The organism is Candidatus Binatia bacterium, assembly GCA_036493895.1.
Lineage (GTDB): Bacteria > Desulfobacterota > Binatia > UBA1149 > CAITLU01 > DATNBU01.
This window is the reverse complement of sequence record DASXOZ010000072.1, coordinates 22447-42908: the sequence shown is the minus strand read 5'-3', so window position 1 is coordinate 42908 and position 20462 is coordinate 22447. Positions and strand designations below refer to the sequence as shown.

20 protein-coding genes are annotated in these 20462 nt (G+C 66.7%); 9 read left to right on the top strand and 11 right to left on the bottom strand.

Annotated features, from left to right (window positions below):
* Positions 1-126 precede the first annotated feature (126 nt).
* On the bottom strand, positions 127-897 hold the full coding sequence (locus VGK20_17210; protein HEY2775784.1) for an FxLYD domain-containing protein: 771 nt from the start codon (positions 895-897) through the stop codon (positions 127-129).
* Between the two features lie 131 nt (positions 898-1028).
* Here VGK20_17210 and VGK20_17205 point away from each other — a divergent pair, with 131 nt between their 5' ends.
* Positions 1029-2024, top strand: a complete 996-nt coding sequence (locus VGK20_17205) for an MBL fold metallo-hydrolase (protein HEY2775783.1) — start codon at positions 1029-1031, stop codon at positions 2022-2024.
* 75 nt (positions 2025-2099) lie between these two features.
* Complete coding sequence (locus VGK20_17200) at positions 2100-2591, top strand: hypothetical protein (protein ID HEY2775782.1); 492 nt, start codon at positions 2100-2102, stop codon at positions 2589-2591.
* A gap of 146 nt (positions 2592-2737) precedes the next feature.
* On the opposite strand, the gene VGK20_17195 is transcribed toward VGK20_17200, so the two are convergent.
* The 3 genes from VGK20_17195 to eno all read right to left on the bottom strand — a co-directional run bounded on the left by VGK20_17195 (position 2738) and on the right by eno (position 5286).
* Complete coding sequence (locus tag VGK20_17195) at positions 2738-3076, bottom strand: SCP2 sterol-binding domain-containing protein (protein HEY2775781.1); 339 nt, start codon at positions 3074-3076, stop codon at positions 2738-2740.
* Positions 3077-3610: 534 nt separating this feature from the next.
* Positions 3611-3823 carry a hypothetical protein gene (locus tag VGK20_17190; GenBank protein ID HEY2775780.1) on the bottom strand — a complete coding sequence of 71 codons (213 nt, stop codon included), beginning with the start codon at positions 3821-3823 and terminating at the stop codon, positions 3611-3613.
* A gap of 188 nt (positions 3824-4011) precedes the next feature.
* Positions 4012-5286: a phosphopyruvate hydratase gene (gene eno, locus VGK20_17185; GenBank protein HEY2775779.1), complete on the bottom strand. Its 1275-nt coding sequence runs from the start codon at positions 5284-5286 to the stop codon at positions 4012-4014.
* Positions 5287-5427: 141 nt separating this feature from the next.
* Here eno and VGK20_17180 point away from each other — a divergent pair, with 141 nt between their 5' ends.
* The gene (locus VGK20_17180) at positions 5428-5781 is read left to right on the top strand and encodes a septum formation initiator family protein (GenBank protein ID HEY2775778.1); all 354 of its coding nucleotides are present in this window, start codon (positions 5428-5430) and stop codon (positions 5779-5781) included.
* Positions 5782-5838: 57 nt separating this feature from the next.
* On the opposite strand, the gene VGK20_17175 is transcribed toward VGK20_17180, so the two are convergent.
* The 3 genes from VGK20_17175 to thiI all read right to left on the bottom strand — a co-directional run bounded on the left by VGK20_17175 (position 5839) and on the right by thiI (position 10793).
* The gene (locus VGK20_17175) at positions 5839-8577 is read right to left on the bottom strand and encodes a vitamin B12-dependent ribonucleotide reductase (protein ID HEY2775777.1); all 2739 of its coding nucleotides are present in this window, start codon (positions 8575-8577) and stop codon (positions 5839-5841) included.
* 284 nt (positions 8578-8861) lie between these two features.
* A complete protein-coding gene (locus VGK20_17170; GenBank protein HEY2775776.1) occupies positions 8862-9395 on the bottom strand; it encodes a DUF721 domain-containing protein in 534 nt (177 codons plus the stop codon).
* A 186-nt stretch (positions 9396-9581) separates the two neighbouring features.
* Positions 9582-10793, bottom strand: coding sequence for a tRNA uracil 4-sulfurtransferase ThiI (gene thiI / locus VGK20_17165; protein HEY2775775.1), 1212 nt, complete (start codon positions 10791-10793; stop codon positions 9582-9584).
* A gap of 248 nt (positions 10794-11041) precedes the next feature.
* Here thiI and VGK20_17160 point away from each other — a divergent pair, with 248 nt between their 5' ends.
* Positions 11042-11650: a CoA pyrophosphatase gene (locus tag VGK20_17160; GenBank protein ID HEY2775774.1), complete on the top strand. Its 609-nt coding sequence runs from the start codon at positions 11042-11044 to the stop codon at positions 11648-11650.
* 52 nt (positions 11651-11702) lie between these two features.
* Here VGK20_17160 and VGK20_17155 read toward each other — a convergent pair whose 3' ends face one another.
* Positions 11703-12446, bottom strand: a complete 744-nt coding sequence (locus VGK20_17155) for an MBL fold metallo-hydrolase (GenBank protein ID HEY2775773.1) — start codon at positions 12444-12446, stop codon at positions 11703-11705.
* A 207-nt stretch (positions 12447-12653) separates the two neighbouring features.
* Between VGK20_17155 and rlmD the strand changes: the two genes are divergently transcribed.
* The 4 genes from rlmD (at position 12654) to VGK20_17135 (ending at position 17327) form a co-directional block, all read left to right on the top strand.
* Positions 12654-13916, top strand: a complete 1263-nt coding sequence (gene rlmD, locus VGK20_17150; GenBank protein HEY2775772.1) for a 23S rRNA (uracil(1939)-C(5))-methyltransferase RlmD — start codon at positions 12654-12656, stop codon at positions 13914-13916.
* A gap of 39 nt (positions 13917-13955) precedes the next feature.
* Positions 13956-14219, top strand: a complete 264-nt coding sequence (locus tag VGK20_17145) for a hypothetical protein (GenBank protein HEY2775771.1) — start codon at positions 13956-13958, stop codon at positions 14217-14219.
* A 74-nt stretch (positions 14220-14293) separates the two neighbouring features.
* Entirely contained in the window at positions 14294-14929 is a 636-nt protein-coding gene (locus VGK20_17140; protein HEY2775770.1) for an STAS domain-containing protein, read from the top strand.
* Positions 14930-15008: 79 nt separating this feature from the next.
* On the top strand, positions 15009-17327 hold the full coding sequence (locus VGK20_17135) for an MMPL family transporter (GenBank protein HEY2775769.1): 2319 nt from the start codon (positions 15009-15011) through the stop codon (positions 17325-17327).
* 60 nt (positions 17328-17387) lie between these two features.
* Here the strand turns inward: VGK20_17135 and VGK20_17130 are convergent, their stop codons facing one another.
* From VGK20_17130 to VGK20_17120, 3 genes are read right to left on the bottom strand one after another with little or no spacing between them, the layout of a single operon-like run.
* On the bottom strand, positions 17388-18143 hold the full coding sequence (locus VGK20_17130; GenBank protein ID HEY2775768.1) for a hypothetical protein: 756 nt from the start codon (positions 18141-18143) through the stop codon (positions 17388-17390).
* Between the two features lie 40 nt (positions 18144-18183).
* Positions 18184-19011 carry a hypothetical protein gene (locus tag VGK20_17125; protein HEY2775767.1) on the bottom strand — a complete coding sequence of 276 codons (828 nt, stop codon included), beginning with the start codon at positions 19009-19011 and terminating at the stop codon, positions 18184-18186.
* Between the two features lie 60 nt (positions 19012-19071).
* Complete coding sequence (locus VGK20_17120; GenBank protein HEY2775766.1) at positions 19072-20133, bottom strand: DUF4056 domain-containing protein; 1062 nt, start codon at positions 20131-20133, stop codon at positions 19072-19074.
* Between VGK20_17120 and VGK20_17115 the strand changes: the two genes are divergently transcribed.
* Positions 20132-20386 (top strand): hypothetical protein, encoded by a 255-nt coding sequence (locus tag VGK20_17115; protein ID HEY2775765.1) that lies wholly within the window; start codon positions 20132-20134, stop codon positions 20384-20386. The genes VGK20_17120 and VGK20_17115 overlap by 2 nt on opposite strands.
* Positions 20387-20462 lie beyond the last annotated feature (76 nt).

Below are 20462 nucleotides of genomic sequence, written 5' to 3'. Positions count from 1 at the left end.
TACCAGCACGGCGCGCCTGCGCAGCCTGTCGGCCGCCCGCAGAGGTCGCCGCGCCGCTTGCGCGTCGTCCGGCTGCCGACGCGCGGCCGCCGCACCGACCGCATCGACACCCGCAGTGACGAGCGATCAGTAGATGCGAGCGACGCTCACGCGCGCGTTCTTGAAATCCGGAAGCTCGTCTTCGAGCAGGATCATTCGAAACGCATCGGTCGCGCCGGCTGCGAGCGGGACCACCGGCGACGTCAGCTTCGGTCCGGCCAGGTCCTCCGCGGAGCGGTTGAAGCCTTCGTCGCGAAAGACGACGCGACCGCGACCGTCGAGCAGCTCGTAGCGCAGCACGACGTGATCGACAGGAGTTGCCGCGACGTTTCGAATCGTGCCGCTGATCACGACGAGACCGGGTGCCTCCATGTTCGGGGACGTCAGCCGCGACTGGGAAAGCGCACAACCGATCACGGTGCGGTAGTGGCGCGACTCGGTGACGCGCACGTCGCTGGTCGGCCGCGTCACCTGCGCTTCGGCGACGGCGACGGGATGCCACAACGAAGTATCCGGATGACGCCGGCTCCAGTCGGACCAGGTCGTCGTCTCGCTGTCGGTGACCCGGACAGTGGCGTGCGCGACGTGTGCCGTCGCTCCGTCCGAGCCGATGTCCACTGCGCCGCTGGCGACGGAGTCGTGGACGACCGAGCCCGCAGCACCCAGCTCGGTCAGGCAATACGCGCGCGGCTCTGCCTGGACGACGATCGCAAAGATCTTCTCGCCGGGCTCGAGCCTGCCGTCGCGGAACTTCGGATGGCGCGCCTGGACCGGTTGCGCCCCGGCAGCCGCGTCACTCGAGACCGCGGCCGCGAGCACCACGACCAGCATGAAGATCCATGTCCCACCGCGAATCATGGCAGCGCCAAGGTATGCCCCGTCGCTGGCCTTGGCGAGAGGGCGAGCGCCAAGATGAAAAAGATGGAAAAGATGGCCACGATGGGCAAGTTGGAATGGATGGGACGCATGCGTCCCGGCGCAGGGCACCCGTGAGCATCGCGGCAAAAATCGTCGCTGCCGTTGTTGCCGCCGTCGTCGTCGCCGCACTGGCCCTTGCGGTGGTCGATTCGGCCGCGCCGCTTCCCGTTCCTCCCCCTCTCGCCGATCCCCTGCCTGCGGCATCGCCGCCGGCCGACATGCAGGTCTTCCAGCTTCCGACCGGCATTACTCACCGAACCGCTGCATTCGCGTACCGTGGCGGCTCCTTCGGCGACAAGCGCGATTTCTCGATGACTGCGGTGCTCGTGCATCATCCGAAGGGAGACATCCTGATCGATACCGGCTTCGGGCGCTCGGTCGACGAGCAGATCCGCCTGCTGCCGCTGCCGTTTCGGCTGATGACTTCGTACGAGAAGCTCACTCCTGCCGCCGACCAGTTGCGCGCAGCGGGCTACGATGTTTCCGGCGGCGACGGTCCCGGCAAAAAGATCTCGGCAATCCTGCTGACCCACGCGCACTGGGACCACGTCAGCGGCGCCGCGGATCTTCCCGGCATCCCGATCCTCGTCACGCCGCAGGAGCAGCGTTTCATTTCGGAAGGAAGCGTCGTGATGGCGGTAGCGCGCAGCATCCCGGCAGCGCGCTTCCAGACCTACACGTTCGAGGGCGGACCGTATCTCGGCTTTCCCCACAACCACGATGTTTACGGCGACGGCTCCATCGTCATCGTGCCGGCGCCCGGCCACACGCCAGGCTCGGTCGTCATCTTCCTCGCAGTTCCGGGCGGCAAGCGCTACGCGCTCGTCGGCGATCTCGTCTGGCAGCTCGAGGGCATTCGCGAGCTCGAGGAGAGGCCCTGGCTGTGGCGAACGCTGGCCGACGTCGATCCCGGCGCCGTGCGCGAGAACATCCGCAGAATGTCGGCAATCGCGCAGCGTTTCCCCGAGTTTACGCTGGTGCCGGCCCACGATTCCCGCGGCTTCGCCTCGATGCCGACTCTTTCCGAAAAGCAGCCGAGCGCCGCCGCGCTCCCACCCGCTGAATAGTCGCGCGCCCCTGACGTCCACGCCGACGGGGCGCGCCTGAAAAAAAGAGGGACGCTCACCCTGCTGCTGGCGGTCGTGCTGGGCGGGGCCTACGTCGTCGTCGACGTCGGCCCGGGCAACCTGGCCAAGCAGGTGCATCGCCGCTACCAGAAAGCCAGCGACCGCCGTTCCCGCTGGGAGCTGGCCCGAGCCGGCATCGACTTTGCGCGCTACCTGGCCACGCTGGAGCACCTCATCGACCACGCCCGCGCCGGCGGCGGCGACGAAGCCGGAAAGGTTGCCGACGAGGCCGAGCGTTTCCTGGAATCGATACGCAGCGCGGTCTCGCCCGATCCACGCCACCACACGTTCGAAGAGCCGCATTCGCTCGAGCCGGTTCCCGCGTTCCGCTGGCAGGCCGCCGATTTCGCGCAAAGGCGCGAGCGCAGCTTCGAGCTCGTCCGCAAACTGGCGGCGCTGGTCGACCCGGTGCCGGACTTGGGGTCAGCCTTTCGGACGGGCACCGGCGCGTCTGCCGAAATGGGGACGGGCACCAGCCGCATAAACGGTTCGTCCGCGGCGAGTTGACGGGCTGGTGCCTGTCCCCATGAAAAAGGGGAGGCGTTGCGGGCTTCCCAATCAGAAAAGGGGAGGCGTTGCGGGCTTCCCAATCAGAAAAGGGGAGCCCTCGCGGGCTCCCCTTCTCGAACTCGAAACGACCGTCGCGCCTGGGATCAGGCGTTCGGGAAGATCTGCTGCATCTTGAGGGCGAGGCTCATGTCACCCTTGATCTTGAGCTTGCCGCCCATGAAGGCCATCTGCGGGTTGAGCTTGCCGGTGATCATGTCGAGGTAGTCGTTGGCCGCCATCGTGATCGTGATGTTCGGCTTGTCGTTCGGGGTGCCCTTGGCGACGTTGCACGCGCCGTTGGCCACTGCGACCTGCCAGGTGCCGCCGTTGTCGCCGGTGAGGTCGAACTGGTACGTCGCGTTGACGCCCGAAGCGGCCGTCGCGTTGAAGCGCGAGGGCATCATGTCGAATACTTGCTGAGCGTTGGTAGGTGCGTCTGCCATTGTGTCTCCTGATCCTCCGGGAGGGGTAATTTCGCAGTTTCGTACGGGACGCCCCGGATATTGTCAAAGCGGATAGTAGAACTTTCGACATCCGCTTTCCCACTCCCGGGACCAATCCCGCCGCTGCGATCGGACCTCCGCCCGCGCAGAATCGGGCCGGCGGGCAGGCCGGCGGCCGGTTCCCGGCAGCTCTCCAATGGCTCGCCGGCGCTGCCCGGCCGGCCCGGCGCTACTCGCCGCCGCCGGTCTGCCCGCCGGAGCGTCCGGGCGCCGGATTTCGGTGCCGGGCGACATCCGGCGAGTATCCCTATGTGATCCAGGCCGCTGATCCGGAGTGGGTGTCCTTCGCGGGTTCCGCAATGGCTGCTGCAGATGCGAAGACGCCAGCAAAAAGCCCCCCGGAGTTTCCGGAGGGCTTCTTGCGAACCCGTGAGGGTTCGGTGTTCGCCTGTGAGGGTGTCTGGCGGTGGTACGAACCGGGCGCCCGTACCTTTGTTGTTATCGGTTTGGTCGGTTGGGAACCGTAGCTCGGGCTTACTTCTTGCGGCGAGCCCGGCGACGCTTGGGAGCCGCACCCTCGGCAGCGGGAGCAGCAGCCTTCTTCGCCCTTCTCTTCTTGCCGGCCTTCTTCTTGGTGGCCTTCTTCTTGGCAGCCTTCTTCTTGCCGCCCTTCTTCTTGCCGGCCTTCTTCTTGGTCGCCTTCTTCTTGGCGGCCTTTTTCTTCGATGCCTTCTTACGTCCAGCCATTGGTTTGCCTCCTTCAGCTGTCTTCCGCGATCACCCTCGCAGGCGAAGCATCGAACACGCATGCACACCGTGCATGCGAAACGAATTATAGTGACCCTCTCATAAGGTAGTCAACAAGAACGAACCTCCCGCCGTGCGTTCTTGCACGCATCCATGAGCCCGGGGTCCGGCGGCGCGCGTTACGAAGGTCATGCGAACGCCTCGAGACCCGGATACACCGCTCGCCTGCCGAGCTGCTGTTCGATGCGCAGGAGCTGATTGTACTTGGCCGTGCGCTCGCCGCGGGACAGCGACCCGGTCTTGATCTGACCGGCCCCGGTTGCCACCGCGAGATCGGCGATCGTGGCGTCCTCGGTCTCTCCCGAGCGATGCGAAATCATCGATGTATACCGGGCTTTTCGTGCAGTCCGGATCGTGTCGAGCGTCTCGGTCAGAGAGCCGATCTGGTTGACCTTGATCAGGATCGAGTTGGCGGCGCCGCAGTCGATCCCGCGCGAGAGCCTCTCCCGGTTGGTCACGAAAAGATCGTCCCCGACCACCTGGACCTTGCGTCCGATCTTCTTCGTCAGCTCCACCCATCCGTCCCAGTCGTCCTCGGCCAGCCCGTCCTCGATCGACAGGATCGGATATCGGGACACCAGTTTTTCGTAGAGGCGGACCATCTGCGTCGAGGTCAGGCGAGCGCCGGTGGACTTGTGGAAGACGTACCGTCCGTCCTTCCACAGCTCGGTCGCCGCAGCGTCGAGGGCGAGGGAAACGTGTTTTCCCGGCTTGTAACCGGCTTTTTCGATCGCTTCGAGCACGACGGCGATCGCAGCGTCGTTGCTCGCCAGGTCGGGCGCGAAACCGCCCTCGTCGCCGACGTTGGTGCTCTGGCGGCGGCCCTTGAGCACCGCCTTCAGGCAGTGGAACACCTCGGCTCCCATGCGCAGCGCTTCGGCGAACGACGGCGCTCCGTGAGGCACGATCATGAATTCCTGGAAGTCGAGGCGGTTGTCGGCATGGGCGCCGCCGTTGACGATGTTCATCAGCGGCACCGGCAGGATCTTCGCCTTCGCGCCGCCGATCGAGCGGTAGAGCGGCTGCCCTGTCGCCGCCGCGGCAGCGTGGGCCGATGCCAGCGACACGGCCAGGATCGCGTTTGCCCCGACCTTTCCCTTGTTCGGCGTGCCGTCGAGCTCGATCATGCGGCGATCGATCGCCTCCTGCCCGCGCACGTCCATGCCGCGGACGGCGGGGCCGAGGATCTTCTGCACGTTGGCGACGGCCTTGAGGACGCCTTTTCCCGCGTAGCGCTTCTTGTCGCCGTCGCGAAGCTCGATCGCTTCGTGCGCACCGGTCGATGCGCCCGACGGGACACAGGCACGCCCGAGGGACCCGCCGGCGACGCGGACTTCGGCTTCGACGGTAGGGTTGCCCCGGGAGTCGAGCACCTCGCGTGCAATCACCGCTTCGATCTTCATGGAATTGGCTTCTCCTGCGCTCGTCGTGCGCGCTTCATGCGCTGGCCGCGCCTCGTGCTGCGCTCATCCGGCGTGTGCGCGAGAGCGGCGCGCATTGAACCTGTAGCCCTCGACGCGGTATCCTGAAAGGCGGTCGCGGCGGTGGCGCCGCGCCTGCTCCCGATGCGATCGTCGCATACGTTTCTGCTGTGGATGGTTCGCGCGCTCGGCGCCCTCGCGCTGGTGCTCGCCTATTCCCTGTTTCTCGGACCCTACGGTTTTCGCGGCCTGGCCGAGCAGCGCGCGAGCGTCGCCGAACGTTCCAGCCGTGTCTTCGAGCGCATCCAGGCCAACCAGGCCCTGGAGCAGCGCCTCGATTCCCTGCAGAAGGACCCTCGCGCCCTGGACGAGGAGCTGCGCTCCACCCAGAACTGGGTCAGGCCGGGGGACGTCATGATCGTCCTGCCGCCCGACCAGGCCCAGCCCCAAGGCCAGGCCCAGGGCGCGCCGCACTAGCGCGGCGCGCGGTCCAGTCCGTTTTTTCTTTCCTTACGTGCTTGCGTCCTTGCGTCCTTACGAGCAGCCGCTCGTCGCTCCGCAGTTGTTGCATTTATAGCAGGCGCCGTTGCGGATCATGATCGAGCCGCAGTCCGAGCAGGTCGGCGCATCGCTCTGCGACAGGATGAGGTCGGTCGGCCTCGGCTGACCTCCCTCGACCAGCTCGAGTTTCGGCCTTGCCGCCGCCGTCGCGGCCGCCTTCGCGCGAGCCCCGGTCTGGGCGGTCTCGGCCGCGACCGCCGCCGCTGCCGTCGCCACGCCCGATTCGCCGCCGAAGCGCACGCCGAGGAAGCGGAAGATGTAGTCGGTCAGCGACTTGGCGTTCGGGATCTCCGGGTTTTTCGTGAACCCGGACGGCTCGAAGCGCACGTGCGCGAACTTGTTGACCAGGGCGTCGATCGGCACGCCGTACTGCATCGCCATCGATGTCAGCGTCGCGATCGTGTCCATCAGGCCGGAGATCGTGCTGCCCTCCTTGGCCATCTTGATGAAGATCTCGCCGGGTGCACCGTCGTCGAAAAAGCCGATGTGGATGTAGCCTTCGTGCCCGGCCACATCGAACTTGTGGCGGATCGAGCGGCAGTCGGCCGGCAGGCGGCGGCGCTGCGGACGTCCCGCGCCCTCGTCGGCCGCCGGCGCGGCTTTGGCGTCCGATCCGGTGTTGAGCGGCTGGCTGCGCTTGCAGCCGTCGCGATAGATCGCCACCGCTTTCAGGCCGAGGCGCCACGCCTCGAGGTAGATGCCCGCGACGTCCTCGACCGTGGCGTCGGTGGGCATGTTGACGGTCTTGCTGATCGCGCCGGACAGGAACGGCTGCACTGCGCCCATCATGCGGACGTGGCCCAGCGGTTCGATCGAGCGCACGCCGGAGCGCGGCTTGAAGGCGCAGTCGAAGACCGCCAGGTGCTCGGACTTGAGGTGCGGCGCACCTTCGATCGTGTCGTTCTCGTCGATGTGCTCGAGGATGTCGGTCACCTCGCGCGACTCGTAGCCGAGCTTGCGCAGGGCCCGCGACACCGTCGTGTTGACGAACTTCAGCATGCCGCCGCCGACGAGCTTCTTGTACTTGACCAGCGCGATGTCGGGCTCCACGCCGGTGGTGTCGCAATCCATCATGAACGCGATCGTTCCGGTCGGCGCGAGCACGGTGACCTGGGAATTGCGCACGCCGTTGGCGCGGCCGCCGGCGCAGGCTTCGTCCCACACTTCGCGGCTGGCCGAGAGCAGGTCGAGCGGCACGTAGGCCGAATCGATCGCGCGCGATTTTTCGCGGTGCTTGTCGAGCACGCGGATCTGCCCGTCGCGGTTGACCGCGAAGCCGTTGTACGGACCGAGCGCGCCGGCGATGCGGGCCGACTGCACGTAGGCTTCGCCGCACATCAGCGAAGTGACCGCAGCCGAGAAGCTGCGGCCGGCATCGGAGTCGTACGGCATGCCCATCGACATCAGCAGCGCGCCGAGGTTGGCGTAGCCGAGCCCGAGCTGGCGGAAATCGTGGGAAGTCCTCTCGATCTCCGACGTCGGATAGCTCGATTTCGCGACGACGATGTCCTGCGCCGTGATGATGACGTCGACGGCGTGCTTGAAGCCCTCGACGTCGAAACGGCCCGACACGTCGGTGAACTTCATCAGGTTCAGCGAAGCGAGGTTACAGGCCGAGTTGTCCAGGTGCATGTACTCGGAGCACGGGTTGGACGCGTTGATGCGGCCCGAGGCCGGGCAGGTGTGCCAGTCGTTGATCGTCGTATCGAACTGCAGGCCGGGGTCGCCGCAGAAGTGCGCCTGCTCGGCGATGAGCTGCCAGAGGTGGCGCGCCTTGAGCGTGCTGCCCGGCCTCTTGTCGGTGACGTTGCGGGTGCTCCAGTCGGCGTCGTTCAGCACCGCGCGCATGAACTCGTCGGTGACGCGCACCGAGTTGTTCGCGTTCTGGAAGAACACCGAACCGTAGGCTTCGCCGTCGATCGCGCCGTTGTAGCCGGCGTCGATCAGCGCCCACGCTTTTTTCTCTTCGTCACCCTTGCAGCGGATGAAGTCCTCGACGTCGGGATGGTCGATGTTGAGAACGACCATCTTGGCGGCGCGGCGGGTCTTGCCGCCCGACTTGATGACTCCGGCGGACGCATCGGCCGCGCGCATGAACGAAACCGGTCCGGATGCCGTGCCGCCGCCGACCAGGGGCTCGCGCGAGCTGCGGATGTTCGACAGGTTGACGCCCGAGCCGGAGCCGCCTTTGAAGATCACCCCTTCCTTGCGGTACCAGTCGAGGATCGAGTTCATCGTGTCGTCGACCGACAGGATGAAACAGGCCGAGCACTGCGGCTTGGGCTCGACGCCGACGTTGAACCACACCGGGCTGTTGAAGCAGGCCTCCTGCTGGAGCATCAGGTGGGTCAGCTCGTCGCGGAAGACGTCGCGGCTGGCGGAATCGGCGAAATAGCCCTGGGCCTCGCCCCAGCCGACGATCGTCGTGACGACGCGGCCGATGAGCTGGCGCACGCTGGACTCGCGCTGGGCAGTGCCGAGGTGGCCACGGAAATACTTGGACGCAACGACGTTGGTCGCCAGCTGGGACCAGGTCGTCGGAAATTCGACGCCGCGCTGCTCGAAGACGGCCTTGCCGCCTTCGCCTTGGATGGTCGCGTCCCTCGTTTCCCACTCGACCGTCGTCCAGGGGTCTACACCCTGGCGGGACAGGCGGCGGGTGAACACGAGGCCCGTCGATCGCGCGAGTTCCGCGGCGGTCTCGGGGGACACTGGGGTTGCAACGGGGACAGCTTCCTCCGCCATACTCACTTTCTCCATGGTTTCGCCGCACCGGGGCGATCGAGCAATGCCGCGGGTGCTCTCTCGTTGCGGTCGAGAGCAGCCCACGGGGTCAGCGGGAATATCAATATATTGTACTGCCAGGAGCTCGATACCACAACATCTAGCGGAATCGAGCTCCTGCGTTGGGCCGTTAAACTTGAGCGTACCCGATCTGTCCAGATCCACGCCCAGGGACTGTGCGCATCATCCGGCGGGGCCGGGTCATCCGCGCCTCACCCGCGCGTCTTGCGGGCGCCGCCCGGATGGGTTTCGGCGCGGGCCCTGGCCGCACGCCACAGTCGCTCGAACGTCGCCGCGACTTCGGGACTGAGCCCGGCCGCTTCGGCCGGCAACTGCGCCGGCGGCGCATCGACGCTTCGCGAAGTTGTGGGCGCGGCATTCTTCGCGGCCGCCGCGGTATTCCTGGCGACGGTCGCCGCGGCCGCCCGTCGCGCGCCGTCGTCTTCGACGCGTCCGACGACGAAGAACAATTCGCGAACGACTTCGCGCTGCATCCATTCGTTGAGCCTCAGGATCAGCTCGCGCTGCAGGAGGCTGAGCTCCTGAAGCCACGTCGACGAGCGCACGGTGACGACCAGGCGGGATCCATCGAGGCGAACGGGCTGCGCATTGCGGGCGATCGTAAGGCCCACCACCTCGTCCCACGCTTGCCAGACGCGATAGTCGTCGAGCCGGCGATCCAGGCCGAATCGCGCCAGCGTCTGCTCGAGAATGGCCGAGAGCTTGGTGGGGCCGGACCGCTTCACGCAGCCCCCATATCAAATCCCGAACGAACCTGCCCATGGGCCCGCGCAAGTTGCGCAAGGCCGGCGCAATGCCGCGCAATATCCCGCAATGCCCCCGCAATGCCCCCGCAACGCCGTCGCGGTGCTGTCGCGTTGCCGTCGCAATGCTGCCGCGTCGCCGCCGATTCTGCAGTTTTCCGCAGGCGGCTAGACCAGCGCAACGCGCCTCTGTCCGGCATTCGGGTGCGGCCACGACGGATCGATCCACTCCTCGGTGCACGCATCGACGCACGCGGCAACCAGTGCGTCCACGTCGAGCAGCGCCTCGGCCTCGAGCACTTCTTCGCGGCCGGCAGCCGTCGAAGGATGTTTCGGCACGAACAGCGTGCAGCAGTCCTGGTCCGGCTGGATCGAGATCTCGAACGTGCCGGCGCGGTCTGCGTAGCGGCTGATCTCGAGCTTGTCGCTTCCGACCAGGGGTCGCAGCACCGGGAACGTCGCTGCCTGCTCGACGAGATTCATGTTGCGCAGCGTCTGCGAAGCCACCTGGCCCAGGCTCTCGCCGGTGACGAGCGCGTGGCAATGGCAGCGCCGCGAGAGCGCCGATGCGATGCGCATCATCATGCGGCGGTACAGCACGACGCGAAGCGGCCGCGGTGCGTGGCGGACGATCTCGGACTGGCAGTCGCCGAACGGAACCATCAGCAGGCGCATCCTCTGCTGGCCGCGCGCCAGGACGCCGGCAAGCTCGCGCGCCTTGGCCTGGCTGGCTGCCGAAAGATACGGAACGCTGTGGAAGTGCACGGCGTCGATGCGCGCCCCTCGCCTCTGCATGCGAAGACCGGCCACCGGCGAATCGATGCCGCCCGACAGAAGCAGCATCAGGCGGCCCGACGTCGAGGCCGGCAGCCCGCTGCATCCTTCGAAGCGCTCGAACGACAGCAGGATTTCGCCGGGTACAATGTGCACGTGCACGCTGGTGTCCGGATGCTTGAGGTCGACGCGCGCGCCGGTGCGCTCGACGATCAGCGCGCCGACGCGGCGGCCGATCTCGGGCGACGTCGAAGGAAACGAGCGATCCACGCGGCGGACCTGCACCGCCAGCGACCCCTGCGGCTTCCATCCCTCGTCCATCGCCGCCTCGACGGCCCGGTCGAGGTCGTCCAGGCTCGCCGGCACCCAACGCGCCGGAAAACACGCGGCGATGCCGGGCATCGCGACCAGGCGCTGAATCACGGGAGCAGGATCGGCGCCGCGAAGCTCGACGACCAGGCGCGACCAGCGGTGATGCACCGGTCCGGAACCGGAACCGACGAGGCCGCGGCGAACGTTCTCGACGAGGCGCTCGACGAACATGCGCCGGTGACCGAGCTTGAGCGCGATCTCGCTGAAATGGACGATGACGACGTCGGCGCGCACGGCGGGGAGTCTAGCAGGTTGCGGAAAAACTCCGGACCGAGGCCCGTGCGTCGATTGCGCGCGACACCAAGGCGCGAAAACGCCGCTGTAGCTGCATCCTGCAGCAAGTTTTCGCAACGCCGGTGTCGCGTGCAAGCGGCGTGCGGGCCGACGGGAGGGGTTTTTCCGCAACCTGCTGGCGCGATGGCGCAGCAAAGACAGCAGCGCGGTCCGATCGCCGTTTGCCCGCGCCGGGGCGCCTGCGCACGATGACCGGCGTGACGCTGCCCGAGACACTCACGCACCACCTTCGCGCGCGCCGCCGCCTCTCGATCACGACGGCAGGCGCGACGCCGTGCGCGGTGCTGATCCCGCTCGTGCTTGCGACGATCGTCTCCGCCGACAGCGCCAGCGACGACTACGAGATCGTCTACACGCTTCGCAGCGAGCACCTGCCGAGCCACAAGGGCCAGGTTGCGTTTCCCGGCGGCAAGCGAAGCGGCCAGGAGCAGTCGCTCGAGACGGCGCTGCGCGAGACTGCCGAAGAGATCGGCATCGACCCCGCCGACGTGCAGGTCATCGGATGCATCGACGACGTCAGCACGATGGCGGGACAGTTCGTGATCACGCCGTGGATCGGCCTGCTGCCGCCCGGCTACGCGTTCCGCGCCAATCCCCGCGAGGTTGCCGACATCTTCGCAGTGCCGCTTTCGGCGCTGGCAGACCCGCGCCACCACGCGCAGGCAACGCGCCACTGGGGCGGAAATTCCTACGAGCTTCCCGTGATCACCGCCGGTCGCCACGAGATCTGGGGCGCGACGCTGCAGATTACCTACAACCTGCTGGCGATCCTCTCCGAGCTGCGCGCACGCCGCTGAAGCTCCGGCCCGCAAGTCCGTGCGTTCGGGGAAGGAACCAGGATCGATGCGATCAGGAGCCGCGGCGCAGATCGAAGACCATTCCGTCTTCGACGCGCTCGAAGCGGAAATCCGTGGCGAGGCGCACGTCGGCGCCGAGGTGAGTCAGGAGCAGCCTGCGGCAGCCGAGGCGCTTTCGCTGGGCGAGCAGCTCGGAGTAGCTCGTGTGCATCGGCACGGTGGGCTCCATCGTGCAGCACTCGCAAAGGAAGACGTCGCAATCCTTGCTCTGCTCGACGAACGCCTCGTTCCACGCCGAGTCTCCGGAGAACAGCATCGTCGCGTCGGGCGAGACGATGCGGTAGCCGAGCGAGAACGGCTCGGCATTGTGCGTGACGCGGAACGCTTCGATCTCGAAGCCTGCCACCGTCGTGCGCGAGCCGGGGTGCAGCTCCTCGCAGCGGATCTCGAACGGCAGCTCGAAGCTCTGCAACTCGCGGTAGAGCGCCGAGTACAGCGCGAAGCTGCGCTCCAGGATCGTCGGGGGCCCGAGGATCGTCAGGGGCCGGCTGCGAGGGTTCTCGAAAAGGTACTCGAGGAACAGGAACGGGATGCCGCCGAAGTGGTCGCCGTGAAGGTGGGAGATGAGCAAGGCGTCGGGCGCCCCCGTGGGGATGCCCAGGCGCTTCATCCCGGCGAGCACGCCGGGTCCACACTCGAGCATCAGGGTTCCGCCCTCATGCTCGAGGAGATTGCAGCTGTGCAACGCGCCACCCGAGCAGAATGCGTCGCCGGACCCGAGCACGGTCAGTTTCACGGGCCGCAAACTTAGGGGCCCCGAATGCGGCAAGTCAAGGCGACACAGGCACTTTCGGCCCGTCTTCGGCAACAGGCTGTGAGCCGGCTTCACAGCCCCGCCGGCGAGCGCGGCTTGCAAGCGCCGCATCCGGGCCCCAGTAGTGCCCTTTCCGGAAATGCGCGGCATCGGCACCGACGCGTTTCCGGCTCAGGACACCGGCAGCGCGTGGAATTCGAAGTTTCGGTCGAGTCGCTGGCCTATGGCGGCAGCGCGGTGGCGCGCCACGAAGGGCGCGTGGTCTTCGTTCCCGGAGCGGCTCCGGGAGACCGCGTTCGCCTGAAAGTCGTCCGCGACCACGGCTCCTGGGCCGAGGCCGAGATGGTCCGGCTGGTCGAGGCCGGCCCCTCGCGCGTGACGCCGCCGTGCCCGATCGTCCATGAATGCGGAGGCTGCCCCTGGCAGCACGTCGCGGGCGAGCAGCAGCTCGCCGCCAAGCGCCAGGCCGTGATCGATGCGCTCACACGCATCGCCGGCCTCCACGGCGTGAGCGTCCTGCCCATCGTCCGGTCGCCCCGCCCTTTCGGCTATCGCAACCGGCTCAGCCTGCGCTTCGAGAACGGTCGCATCGGTTTCTACCAGGCGCGCACTCGCAGCCTCGTTCCGGTGCCCGACTGCCTGCTTGCCGAAGACGTCGTGCGCGACGCACTCGGACCCGTCGAAGAATTCGTCGCCGCGCTGACCACGCGCGTGATGCGCGTCGAGATTGCATCGCGCGGATTGCTGCCGGGAGTATCGGTGGCCGTGCAGAGCGCAGGGCGACTTCGACCCAACGACACGGCGGCCGCAAAGGCCATCATCGACAGCACCGCAAGTCCGATTGCGGGCCTCGTCATGCAGGGGCGCGGCTGGACGCGGGCCTGGGGCGATGCGCGTCGCCGCTTCGAAGTAGCCCCTGGCATCGTCGTCGATTTTCCCGGCGCTTGCTTCGGCCAGGTCAACACCGAAGCGAATCTCGACCTGGTCGCACTGGTGACGAATCGCTGCACCGAAACGCCGCCCGCACACCTCGTCGAGCTTTATGCCGGCGCTGGCAACTTTTCGTTCGCGCTGGCCGCGCGAAGCGGCCGCGTGCTCGCCGTCGACGAAGACGAAAATGCAGTGGCGGCGGCCCGCATCGCGGCGCGCGACGCGGGGCTTCGCAACCTGCGCTTCGCCGCGGCGCGCGCCGAGCGGTGGCTGGCCGAGCCCCACGACGGCGTCGATGTGCTGCTCGTCGATCCTCCCCGCAGCGGGCTCGGCCCGGCAGCCGGCGCCGCAGCCGCCCTGGCTGCCCCTCGCGTGGTGTACGTTTCCTGCAATCCTGCAACTCTTGCCCGGGATCTGCGCACCTTTGCAGGCTCCGGCTATCGCGTCGTGGATGTCGTCCCGGTGGATCTTTTTCCCCAGACTTTCCACGTCGAAACGGTCTGCACGCTGGAATTGACATGATCCGGACCCGCTCCTAGGCTTCGAGGCGGGTCACGACGGATGAAGAAGAAGACTCCGGCAGCAAAAACGGCAACCGGTCCGCGCACCAAGATCACGATCATCCCCGGCAAGGGTGTCTCGCAGGCGATCAATTACCTGCTCGAGGACCGCGACGAGCTCGAATGGCTCGTTGCGGTGGGGCGCAACAAGGACGGCGAGATCTTCTTCTACGATACCGGCGGCGACATCATTGAGGATCTCGGCACTCTCGAGTACCTCAAGGCTCGCATCGCCAGGGCCCATTTCGGCGAAGACGTCGAGTAGCTCTGCGAACGCGGCCGCTTTTCCCCACCTGCGTTTGAACCTCGCGCCGCGGGCGTATACCCAGCTTCCGGGCGATGCTGTGGGCGAGCGCCGGCGACCGCGCCGTCCTGCTGCTGACGTTCGCGCTGACGGTTCTCGTCGACCTTGCCATGGCGATCGAGGTGGGCGTCGTGCTTGCTTCCGTGCTGTTCGTGCACCGCATGGCCGAGGCGGTCGCGCTCGAGGGCGGACCGTCGTTGTTCGGTGACGAATACGAAGAATTCGACGAAGAGGACGGCGCCGCCGGTGAATTCGCGCGCGAGCGCCTGCCTGCCGGCGTCGAGATTTTCGAGCTGCGCGGACCGCTTTTCTTCGGCGCATCGGGACGCCTGCTCGACCTGCTCGAAGCGACCGCGCACCAGCCGCCGGCGGTGTTCATTCTGCGCATGAAGGAGGTCCCCCTCGTGGACGTGAGCGGGAAAAGGGCGCTGCACGACTTCGTGCGCCGCTGTGCATCGGTCCATACGCGCGTGATCGTGAGCGAGCTGCAGCCGGGAGCTCGCCAGACGCTGGTCAGGATGGGGCGCGGAAAGGGACCCGCAGGCTTCGTCGTGACCGACACGCTGGCCGATGCACTGCGTGCCGCGGCACCGGACGGGGCGAGCTCCTTCACTCCGTCGTCATCACCATCGGGTACGATGCAGGTAAAGGCATCCCGCGCCGATCTGTGATACCGATGCGGGCGCGCCCGCGCCAAACCGCGGTGAGGGCGTGGCGCCGCCCTGCCGTCTGCCTGTAAACGGAGCACTCGTGAGCGATACCGGGCCCGACAGCCACAGCGACGGGAAAGGCCTGTCCCGCGTCTTCCGCGCGATCGTCGCGCGCAGCCGTCCGATCCTCGTCCTTTACGCGCTGCTCCTGGTTCCGTCGGTCTGGTACGCGATCCAGGTCGGCCAGGACAACTCGATCGACCGCCTCGTCGTGGCCGACGATCCCGACGCGATCGCGACGCGCGAGTTCGAGAAGGTGTTCGGGTCGGGCGAATACGCGGTGCTGCTCGCCGAGGCCGACGATCCCCTGGCGCCGGCCGCCGTGGCGAAGATCGATTCGATCGAAAAATCGCTGGCCGGAATTCCCGGCATCATGCCGAACTCGGCGCTGTCGATTTACCGGCGCGCCAAGGCGGGCTTCCAGGCCACGCCCGCCGAGCTCGAGGCGTTCCGCAACTTCGTCCTGGGCACCGACCTCATGCGCAAGCAGGGCCTGGTCGGCGATCACTTCCTCGCGATCGGCATCGTGATGACGGTTGCGGGCACGGCGGAGCGTGCCGCGACGCTCGATGCGATCGACAAGGCGATCGCGCCGGTGCTGGCAAATCCGGCGCCGCTTCGCGGTCTTTTCCGCATCGGCCAGCCGTACGTGAACCGCTACCTCGACGAGACGCAGCGCAGGGCGCCGCTGTATTTCATCCTGTTCACGGCGTTCGTCATCGTGCTCAACCTGTCGCTGTACCGCTCGGTGCGCACGCTGCTGGCGTTCCTCATCACGCTGGCCGTCAACCTTGCAATGTCGGTCGGATACATCGGGCTTACCGGCGGCAGCTTCACGATCGTCTCGCCGATGGTGCCGATGACGATCCTGGTCACTGCGACGGCCTCGCTCGTCTATCTCCACTCGCGCTTCGTCGACTGCCCTGCCGGGCGCGATCCTGCCGAGCACCAGCTCTTCGCGCTGTCGAACAAATTCGTCGCGTGCACGGCTTCGATCTTCGCGACCGCGGTCGGTTTTGCGGCGCTGCTGGTCTCGAAGATCCGCCCGATCCGCGAAATGGGTTCCTGGGTTGCAGTCGGGCTGGTGATCACGTGGATCATCGTCTTCACGCTGTTCCCGGCGCTGCAGAAGGAGCTGGCCACCCCGACCGAGACGCAAAACCGCGCCGTCGGTGCACGCGTCCGCGCCGCGGCGACCTGGCTGCCGCGCTTTACGTATCGCTGGCGCTACCTGCTGGTCGGGGCGGCGCTCGCGCTTTCTGCCGCCGGCGGCGTCGCGCTGTTCGGGCTGCCCGGTTACGTCACGCCGCTGCGCATCCTGACCGACCCTGTCGAGTACATGAATCCGCAGAGCCAGCTCTACAAGGACACCAAACGCCTCGGACAGATGATCCCGGGACTTTCGGTGACGCAGGTCTGGCTCAAGGGCGATCTGGCCAGCGTGTCCGAGCCCGACGTGCTCGCCGGGCTCGACCACTTCCAGTCTGCGCTCGAGAAAGACCCCGATGTCGGCGCCGCGGTCGGACCGACGACGATCCTGCGCCTGATGCGCTACATCGCCGGAGAGGCGGAGCAGTGGCCGACGACGCCGGACGGCATGGACCAGCTGGCCGGCGACCTCGAGGGGCTGATGGCCCACGAGCCGATGCTGCAGCGTTTCGTGCAGGCGCACGAGCTCGCGCAGACGCATTTCACGGTGATCAGCCACGTCGTCGAGCACGAGGAGTTCGAGAGGCTCAACGCGTCGATCCGCAAGCTGTGGGCCGACGCGGTGGCGCGCGACCCCGCGCTCAAGGTTTTCCAGGTCCAGATGGTCGGCATCAGCCCCCTGAACGCGAAGATGGCACAGAGCCTGGTGCCGACGCTGGTCGACAGCTTCAAGATCACCGTCGCGATCATTTTCATCGCGTTCCTCATCGTGTTCCGCAACGGTGCGGCTCGCCTGATGGCCATGATCCCGTCGGTGTTCGCGATCCTCGTGATGTTCGGCGTGATGCGGCTTGCCGACATCCCGCTCAACGTCGCGACGATCCTGATCGCATCGACGATCCTCGGGACTTCCGAGAACGACCAGATCCACTTCTTCTGGCATTTCCAGGAAGGCCTGGCCGACGGCAGCACCGAAAAAGCCCTGCGCCACACCTTCGTCGTGGCCGGCCGCGCGATCTTCTTCGCGACGCTGATCAACGCGGGCGGATTCCTGGCTTTCGGGTTGGCCGAGCTGCCTTCGATGCGCCAGTTCGGCGTGCTCGCGGCGCTGGCCTTCGTATTGTCGATGATCGCCGACTTCTTCGCACTGCCGGCGGCGCTGTGGATCCTCAGCGGCGCGAAGCCGGACGACACGGCCCCGCAGGAATAGAAAACTTGCGCTTGTCGCTGCCTGCGCGGCGAGATCCGCCGGCAGCGGCCTGTCGGGTCTTCAGTGCTCGAGCTCGGGAGACTCGGGCTTGGACGACGACTTCGACGACGACAGCCAGTGGTGCTTCTTCTTCGGCTGGGGCACCGGCGTCTCGCCGCACTTGGCCTGCCCCGCGTCGGCGAAGAGGTTGACGAGCAGCTTCTGCTCGTCCTTGCGCATCTTGTCCTTGACGGCCAGGCACGTGCACAGGTGGGAGATCGCGGGACCGGGGTCGTTCAGCGTGATGTAGGCTTCGGCCAGGCGCAGGTGGTCCTCGGGGTTGTCGGGATACTTTTCGACAAGGCCCGCGAGCATTTCCAGGCCGATCTCGGAATCGCCGTGCGCGAGCAGGCTCGACGGGGCGGCCACGTACATCGTGCCGAGCAGGCTGGTCGCGGCGCCGTCGCGGAAGTTCGGATCCAGCTCGACGCTGCGCCGTGCGTGCTTCTCGATGTCCTTGAGCATTCCGGCCGCGAGCAGCCCGCGCTGCTGCACGAGGCGACCGGCGATGCCGGCCCATGCGAACTGGAACGCCGCCGTCTCCTCGTTGCGGTCCTTCACCGCGCGAAACGCGTCGCGCCGGTCGTTGCGCGTGTCGTTGTCGTTGGCAATGAGGAATTCGAGCCGGTCGTAGACCTGCAGCGCGTCGCCTTTCTTCAGCGCGCCCTGGAACTCGGAATAGCCCTGGGGCCTCAGCACGACGCAGGCCGAGAGCAAGGTCGCGACCGCGACGATGGTCGCAGTGCGAGCGATCCGGAGTGCGCGCGAGTGGCTCATCATCAACGACTCCCGGGGCTCCTCGTGCGGGGGCGCGGGCTCAACTCCCGTACGCCGCCACGACCGCTGCGTAATCTGCGGCACTCGCCATGTCGAGCGACGAGATCCCGACTTCGGCGCACGCGGGTTTGGCGTCGGCGATGCAAACCTTGCTGAAGTTGCGCTGGAATTTCAGCCGTTCGGCTGTCGGGGCGCTGGGAAACGCGGTGACGACCATCGGCGGCAGCAGCTCGCTCTTCCACACCTGCTTGACGTCGTCGGCGCCGGTCAGCTTGGCAAGCTCGCTCATCTGCGCGTCATCGATCAGCGCGCAATCGGCGTTTCCCGCGACGACTTCCTTGATCGTCTGCAGCGGGCGCTGGGTGGTATCGAGCGTGAAATCGGACAAATGGAAAGCGCCGCGCGCGACGACTTTCTCGATGAAACGCTGATCGGTGGTGTGGTCGCTCGCCAGCCTCTTGGACTTGCAGCCGGCAAGGTCGTGGGCGGTCTTGCTGATGAGGAAGTACTGCTGGCCGCCGACCAGCGACACCGCCACCTTGCCGATGACTTCGAGATTGTACTTCAGGCGGAAGTCGAGAAAGGCCGCGAGCGAGAGAATGCCGTAGTGCGGTTTCTGCGAGGCGATGAATTCCTGGGCCGCCGCGCGGGTGACGTAGTACTGGCCTGTGGCATCGCCCCAGGCGTTCTCTTTCGCGGCGTTGGCCACGAAACGGTCGAGGTAGGGCTGGGCCAGCGTCGGACTGCCGACGCCGTGCTCCTTCAGCACCAGGATGTGAACAGGCTCATCTGCGGGGGCCGGGAGCGCCCACGCAAAAAGCACGAGGAATGCTGCCGACAGGAACGATGTTCTGCGTAGTGCCGTCATCAAGGACCCGCGGGCGACCCTGTATGGGAAAGTCGCCGTCGTCAACCACGACGACTGCGATCACGGCAGCTCGCTGTCGGGGCGGTCAGCCAGGGGGCCGAACATCTGTTCGTTCTGACGACGGACGAAGTCGACGATCGCCGGGAAATCCTTCTGGGTGATGCGTCGAGAGAGGTGGGCGAACGGTTCCTGGCGGGCCAGCTCAGATGAAGGTTCGATGACGAGAGTGACGAGCGACGCGAAATCGATCGCTCCGATCGACGAAGGATTCGCGACCGGAAGAGGCTGGGGATCGGCTCCGCACGCCGCTCGCAGCTTGGGCCCGACGCGGGCCTTCGGGATCAGCCAGGGCACGACGGCATCGCCGCTCGAGAAGTTGCGACGAAGCACCAGCGACATGTCCGGCAAGCGCTTGGTCGAATCCCACCACAGCCCGTCCACCGACAACATGGCCTCTTCGGCTGCAGGGACGGGCACCGTCTCTACCAGGTCGAGCGTGCGTTGCAGCCAGCGGTCGACGTTGCGGTTGTAGACGAATTCGTCGCGGGCACCGCTCTGGGAAACCACGGCCGCCGCGATGCGCGCGCCGAGGATGTTCGAGTAAAGGTCTTCGGGTGAGAACGCAGAGACCCGCTCGGGAAACAGCGCAAACGTCGACCATCCGAACCACGTCGCGACCTCGTGCCAGAGCCCCGACTGGAACGCGAGCCACTGGCCGAGCGAAGTCGCAATGGCCCAGCGCCCGTACTGGGCAATCAGCGAAGGATCGACAGGCTTCAGCTCGATGGCGACTTTGGCTCCTTCGTCCGGAAGCGGAATGCGCCCGCCTTTCTCGAGGTTCCTCGCCAGCGCGGTGATGATGTACAGCGCCGCGTCCGAGTAGTCGCGCATGTGCGCGATATCGAGGAACCCGGCACGACAGCTGTAGACGAGCCCGTTGCCTTCGCTGTGCACGATCTCCGGACCCGCCGAACCGTGGGAACCGAACGTCGCGTTGCCGCTGTCGTATACGTGGTGACGGATGTGTCTCTCGTCGACGATGTTGCCGAGGAAGATGAGCGGGATCGGCACCGGCCCGACGCGCACGCGTAGCTGGGCGCCGAACGCGCAGCAAGGGCGCATGTTCCTGCGCATCGGGACCGGCGCGATTTCGTCGGAGTACGGCTCGCGCGGAGCACCGAACGCCCCCTCCGAACGGAAGAGGCGGGCTGCGTCGCGTGCGATCTGGGTGTCGTCGGTGTGCCAGCGGAGCTGGGGCGAACACGACGCGAGGACGATGGCCGCGATCGCGAGAGCGCGCCGGCAGCGGGTGGCCCGCGAGGACGAGGACGAAGACGTGGAAAGAGACTGCGACAAGTCGGTGCTTCCCGTGTGACGGTGCACTGTGCCCGACCTCGGGAGACAACCCAACAATCGTTTGCACGCGGGGTGGCACCCGCAGCGAATCGGGA

What these genes read in the sequence shown, in the direction of transcription:
- eno (HEY2775779.1), bottom strand. Translation starts at nt 5,286, where the DNA reads ATGAAGATCGAAGCGGTGATTGCACGCGAGGTGCTCGACTCCCGGGGC.
- VGK20_17145 (HEY2775771.1), top strand. Translation starts at nt 13,956, where the DNA reads ATGAAGAAGAAGACTCCGGCAGCAAAAACGGCAACCGGTCCGCGCACC.
- VGK20_17195 (HEY2775781.1), bottom strand. Translation starts at nt 3,076, where the DNA reads ATGGCAGACGCACCTACCAACGCTCAGCAAGTATTCGACATGATGCCC.
- VGK20_17160 (HEY2775774.1), top strand. Translation starts at nt 11,042, where the DNA reads ATGACCGGCGTGACGCTGCCCGAGACACTCACGCACCACCTTCGCGCG.
- VGK20_17210 (HEY2775784.1), bottom strand. Translation starts at nt 897, where the DNA reads ATGATTCGCGGTGGGACATGGATCTTCATGCTGGTCGTGGTGCTCGCG.
- VGK20_17130 (HEY2775768.1), bottom strand. Translation starts at nt 18,143, where the DNA reads ATGAGCCACTCGCGCGCACTCCGGATCGCTCGCACTGCGACCATCGTC.
- VGK20_17115 (HEY2775765.1), top strand. Translation starts at nt 20,132, where the DNA reads ATGTTCCTGCGCATCGGGACCGGCGCGATTTCGTCGGAGTACGGCTCG.
- VGK20_17120 (HEY2775766.1), bottom strand. Translation starts at nt 20,133, where the DNA reads ATGCGCCCTTGCTGCGCGTTCGGCGCCCAGCTACGCGTGCGCGTCGGG.
- VGK20_17140 (HEY2775770.1), top strand. Translation starts at nt 14,294, where the DNA reads ATGCTGTGGGCGAGCGCCGGCGACCGCGCCGTCCTGCTGCTGACGTTC.
- VGK20_17190 (HEY2775780.1), bottom strand. Translation starts at nt 3,823, where the DNA reads ATGGCTGGACGTAAGAAGGCATCGAAGAAAAAGGCCGCCAAGAAGAAG.
- VGK20_17125 (HEY2775767.1), bottom strand. Translation starts at nt 19,011, where the DNA reads ATGACGGCACTACGCAGAACATCGTTCCTGTCGGCAGCATTCCTCGTG.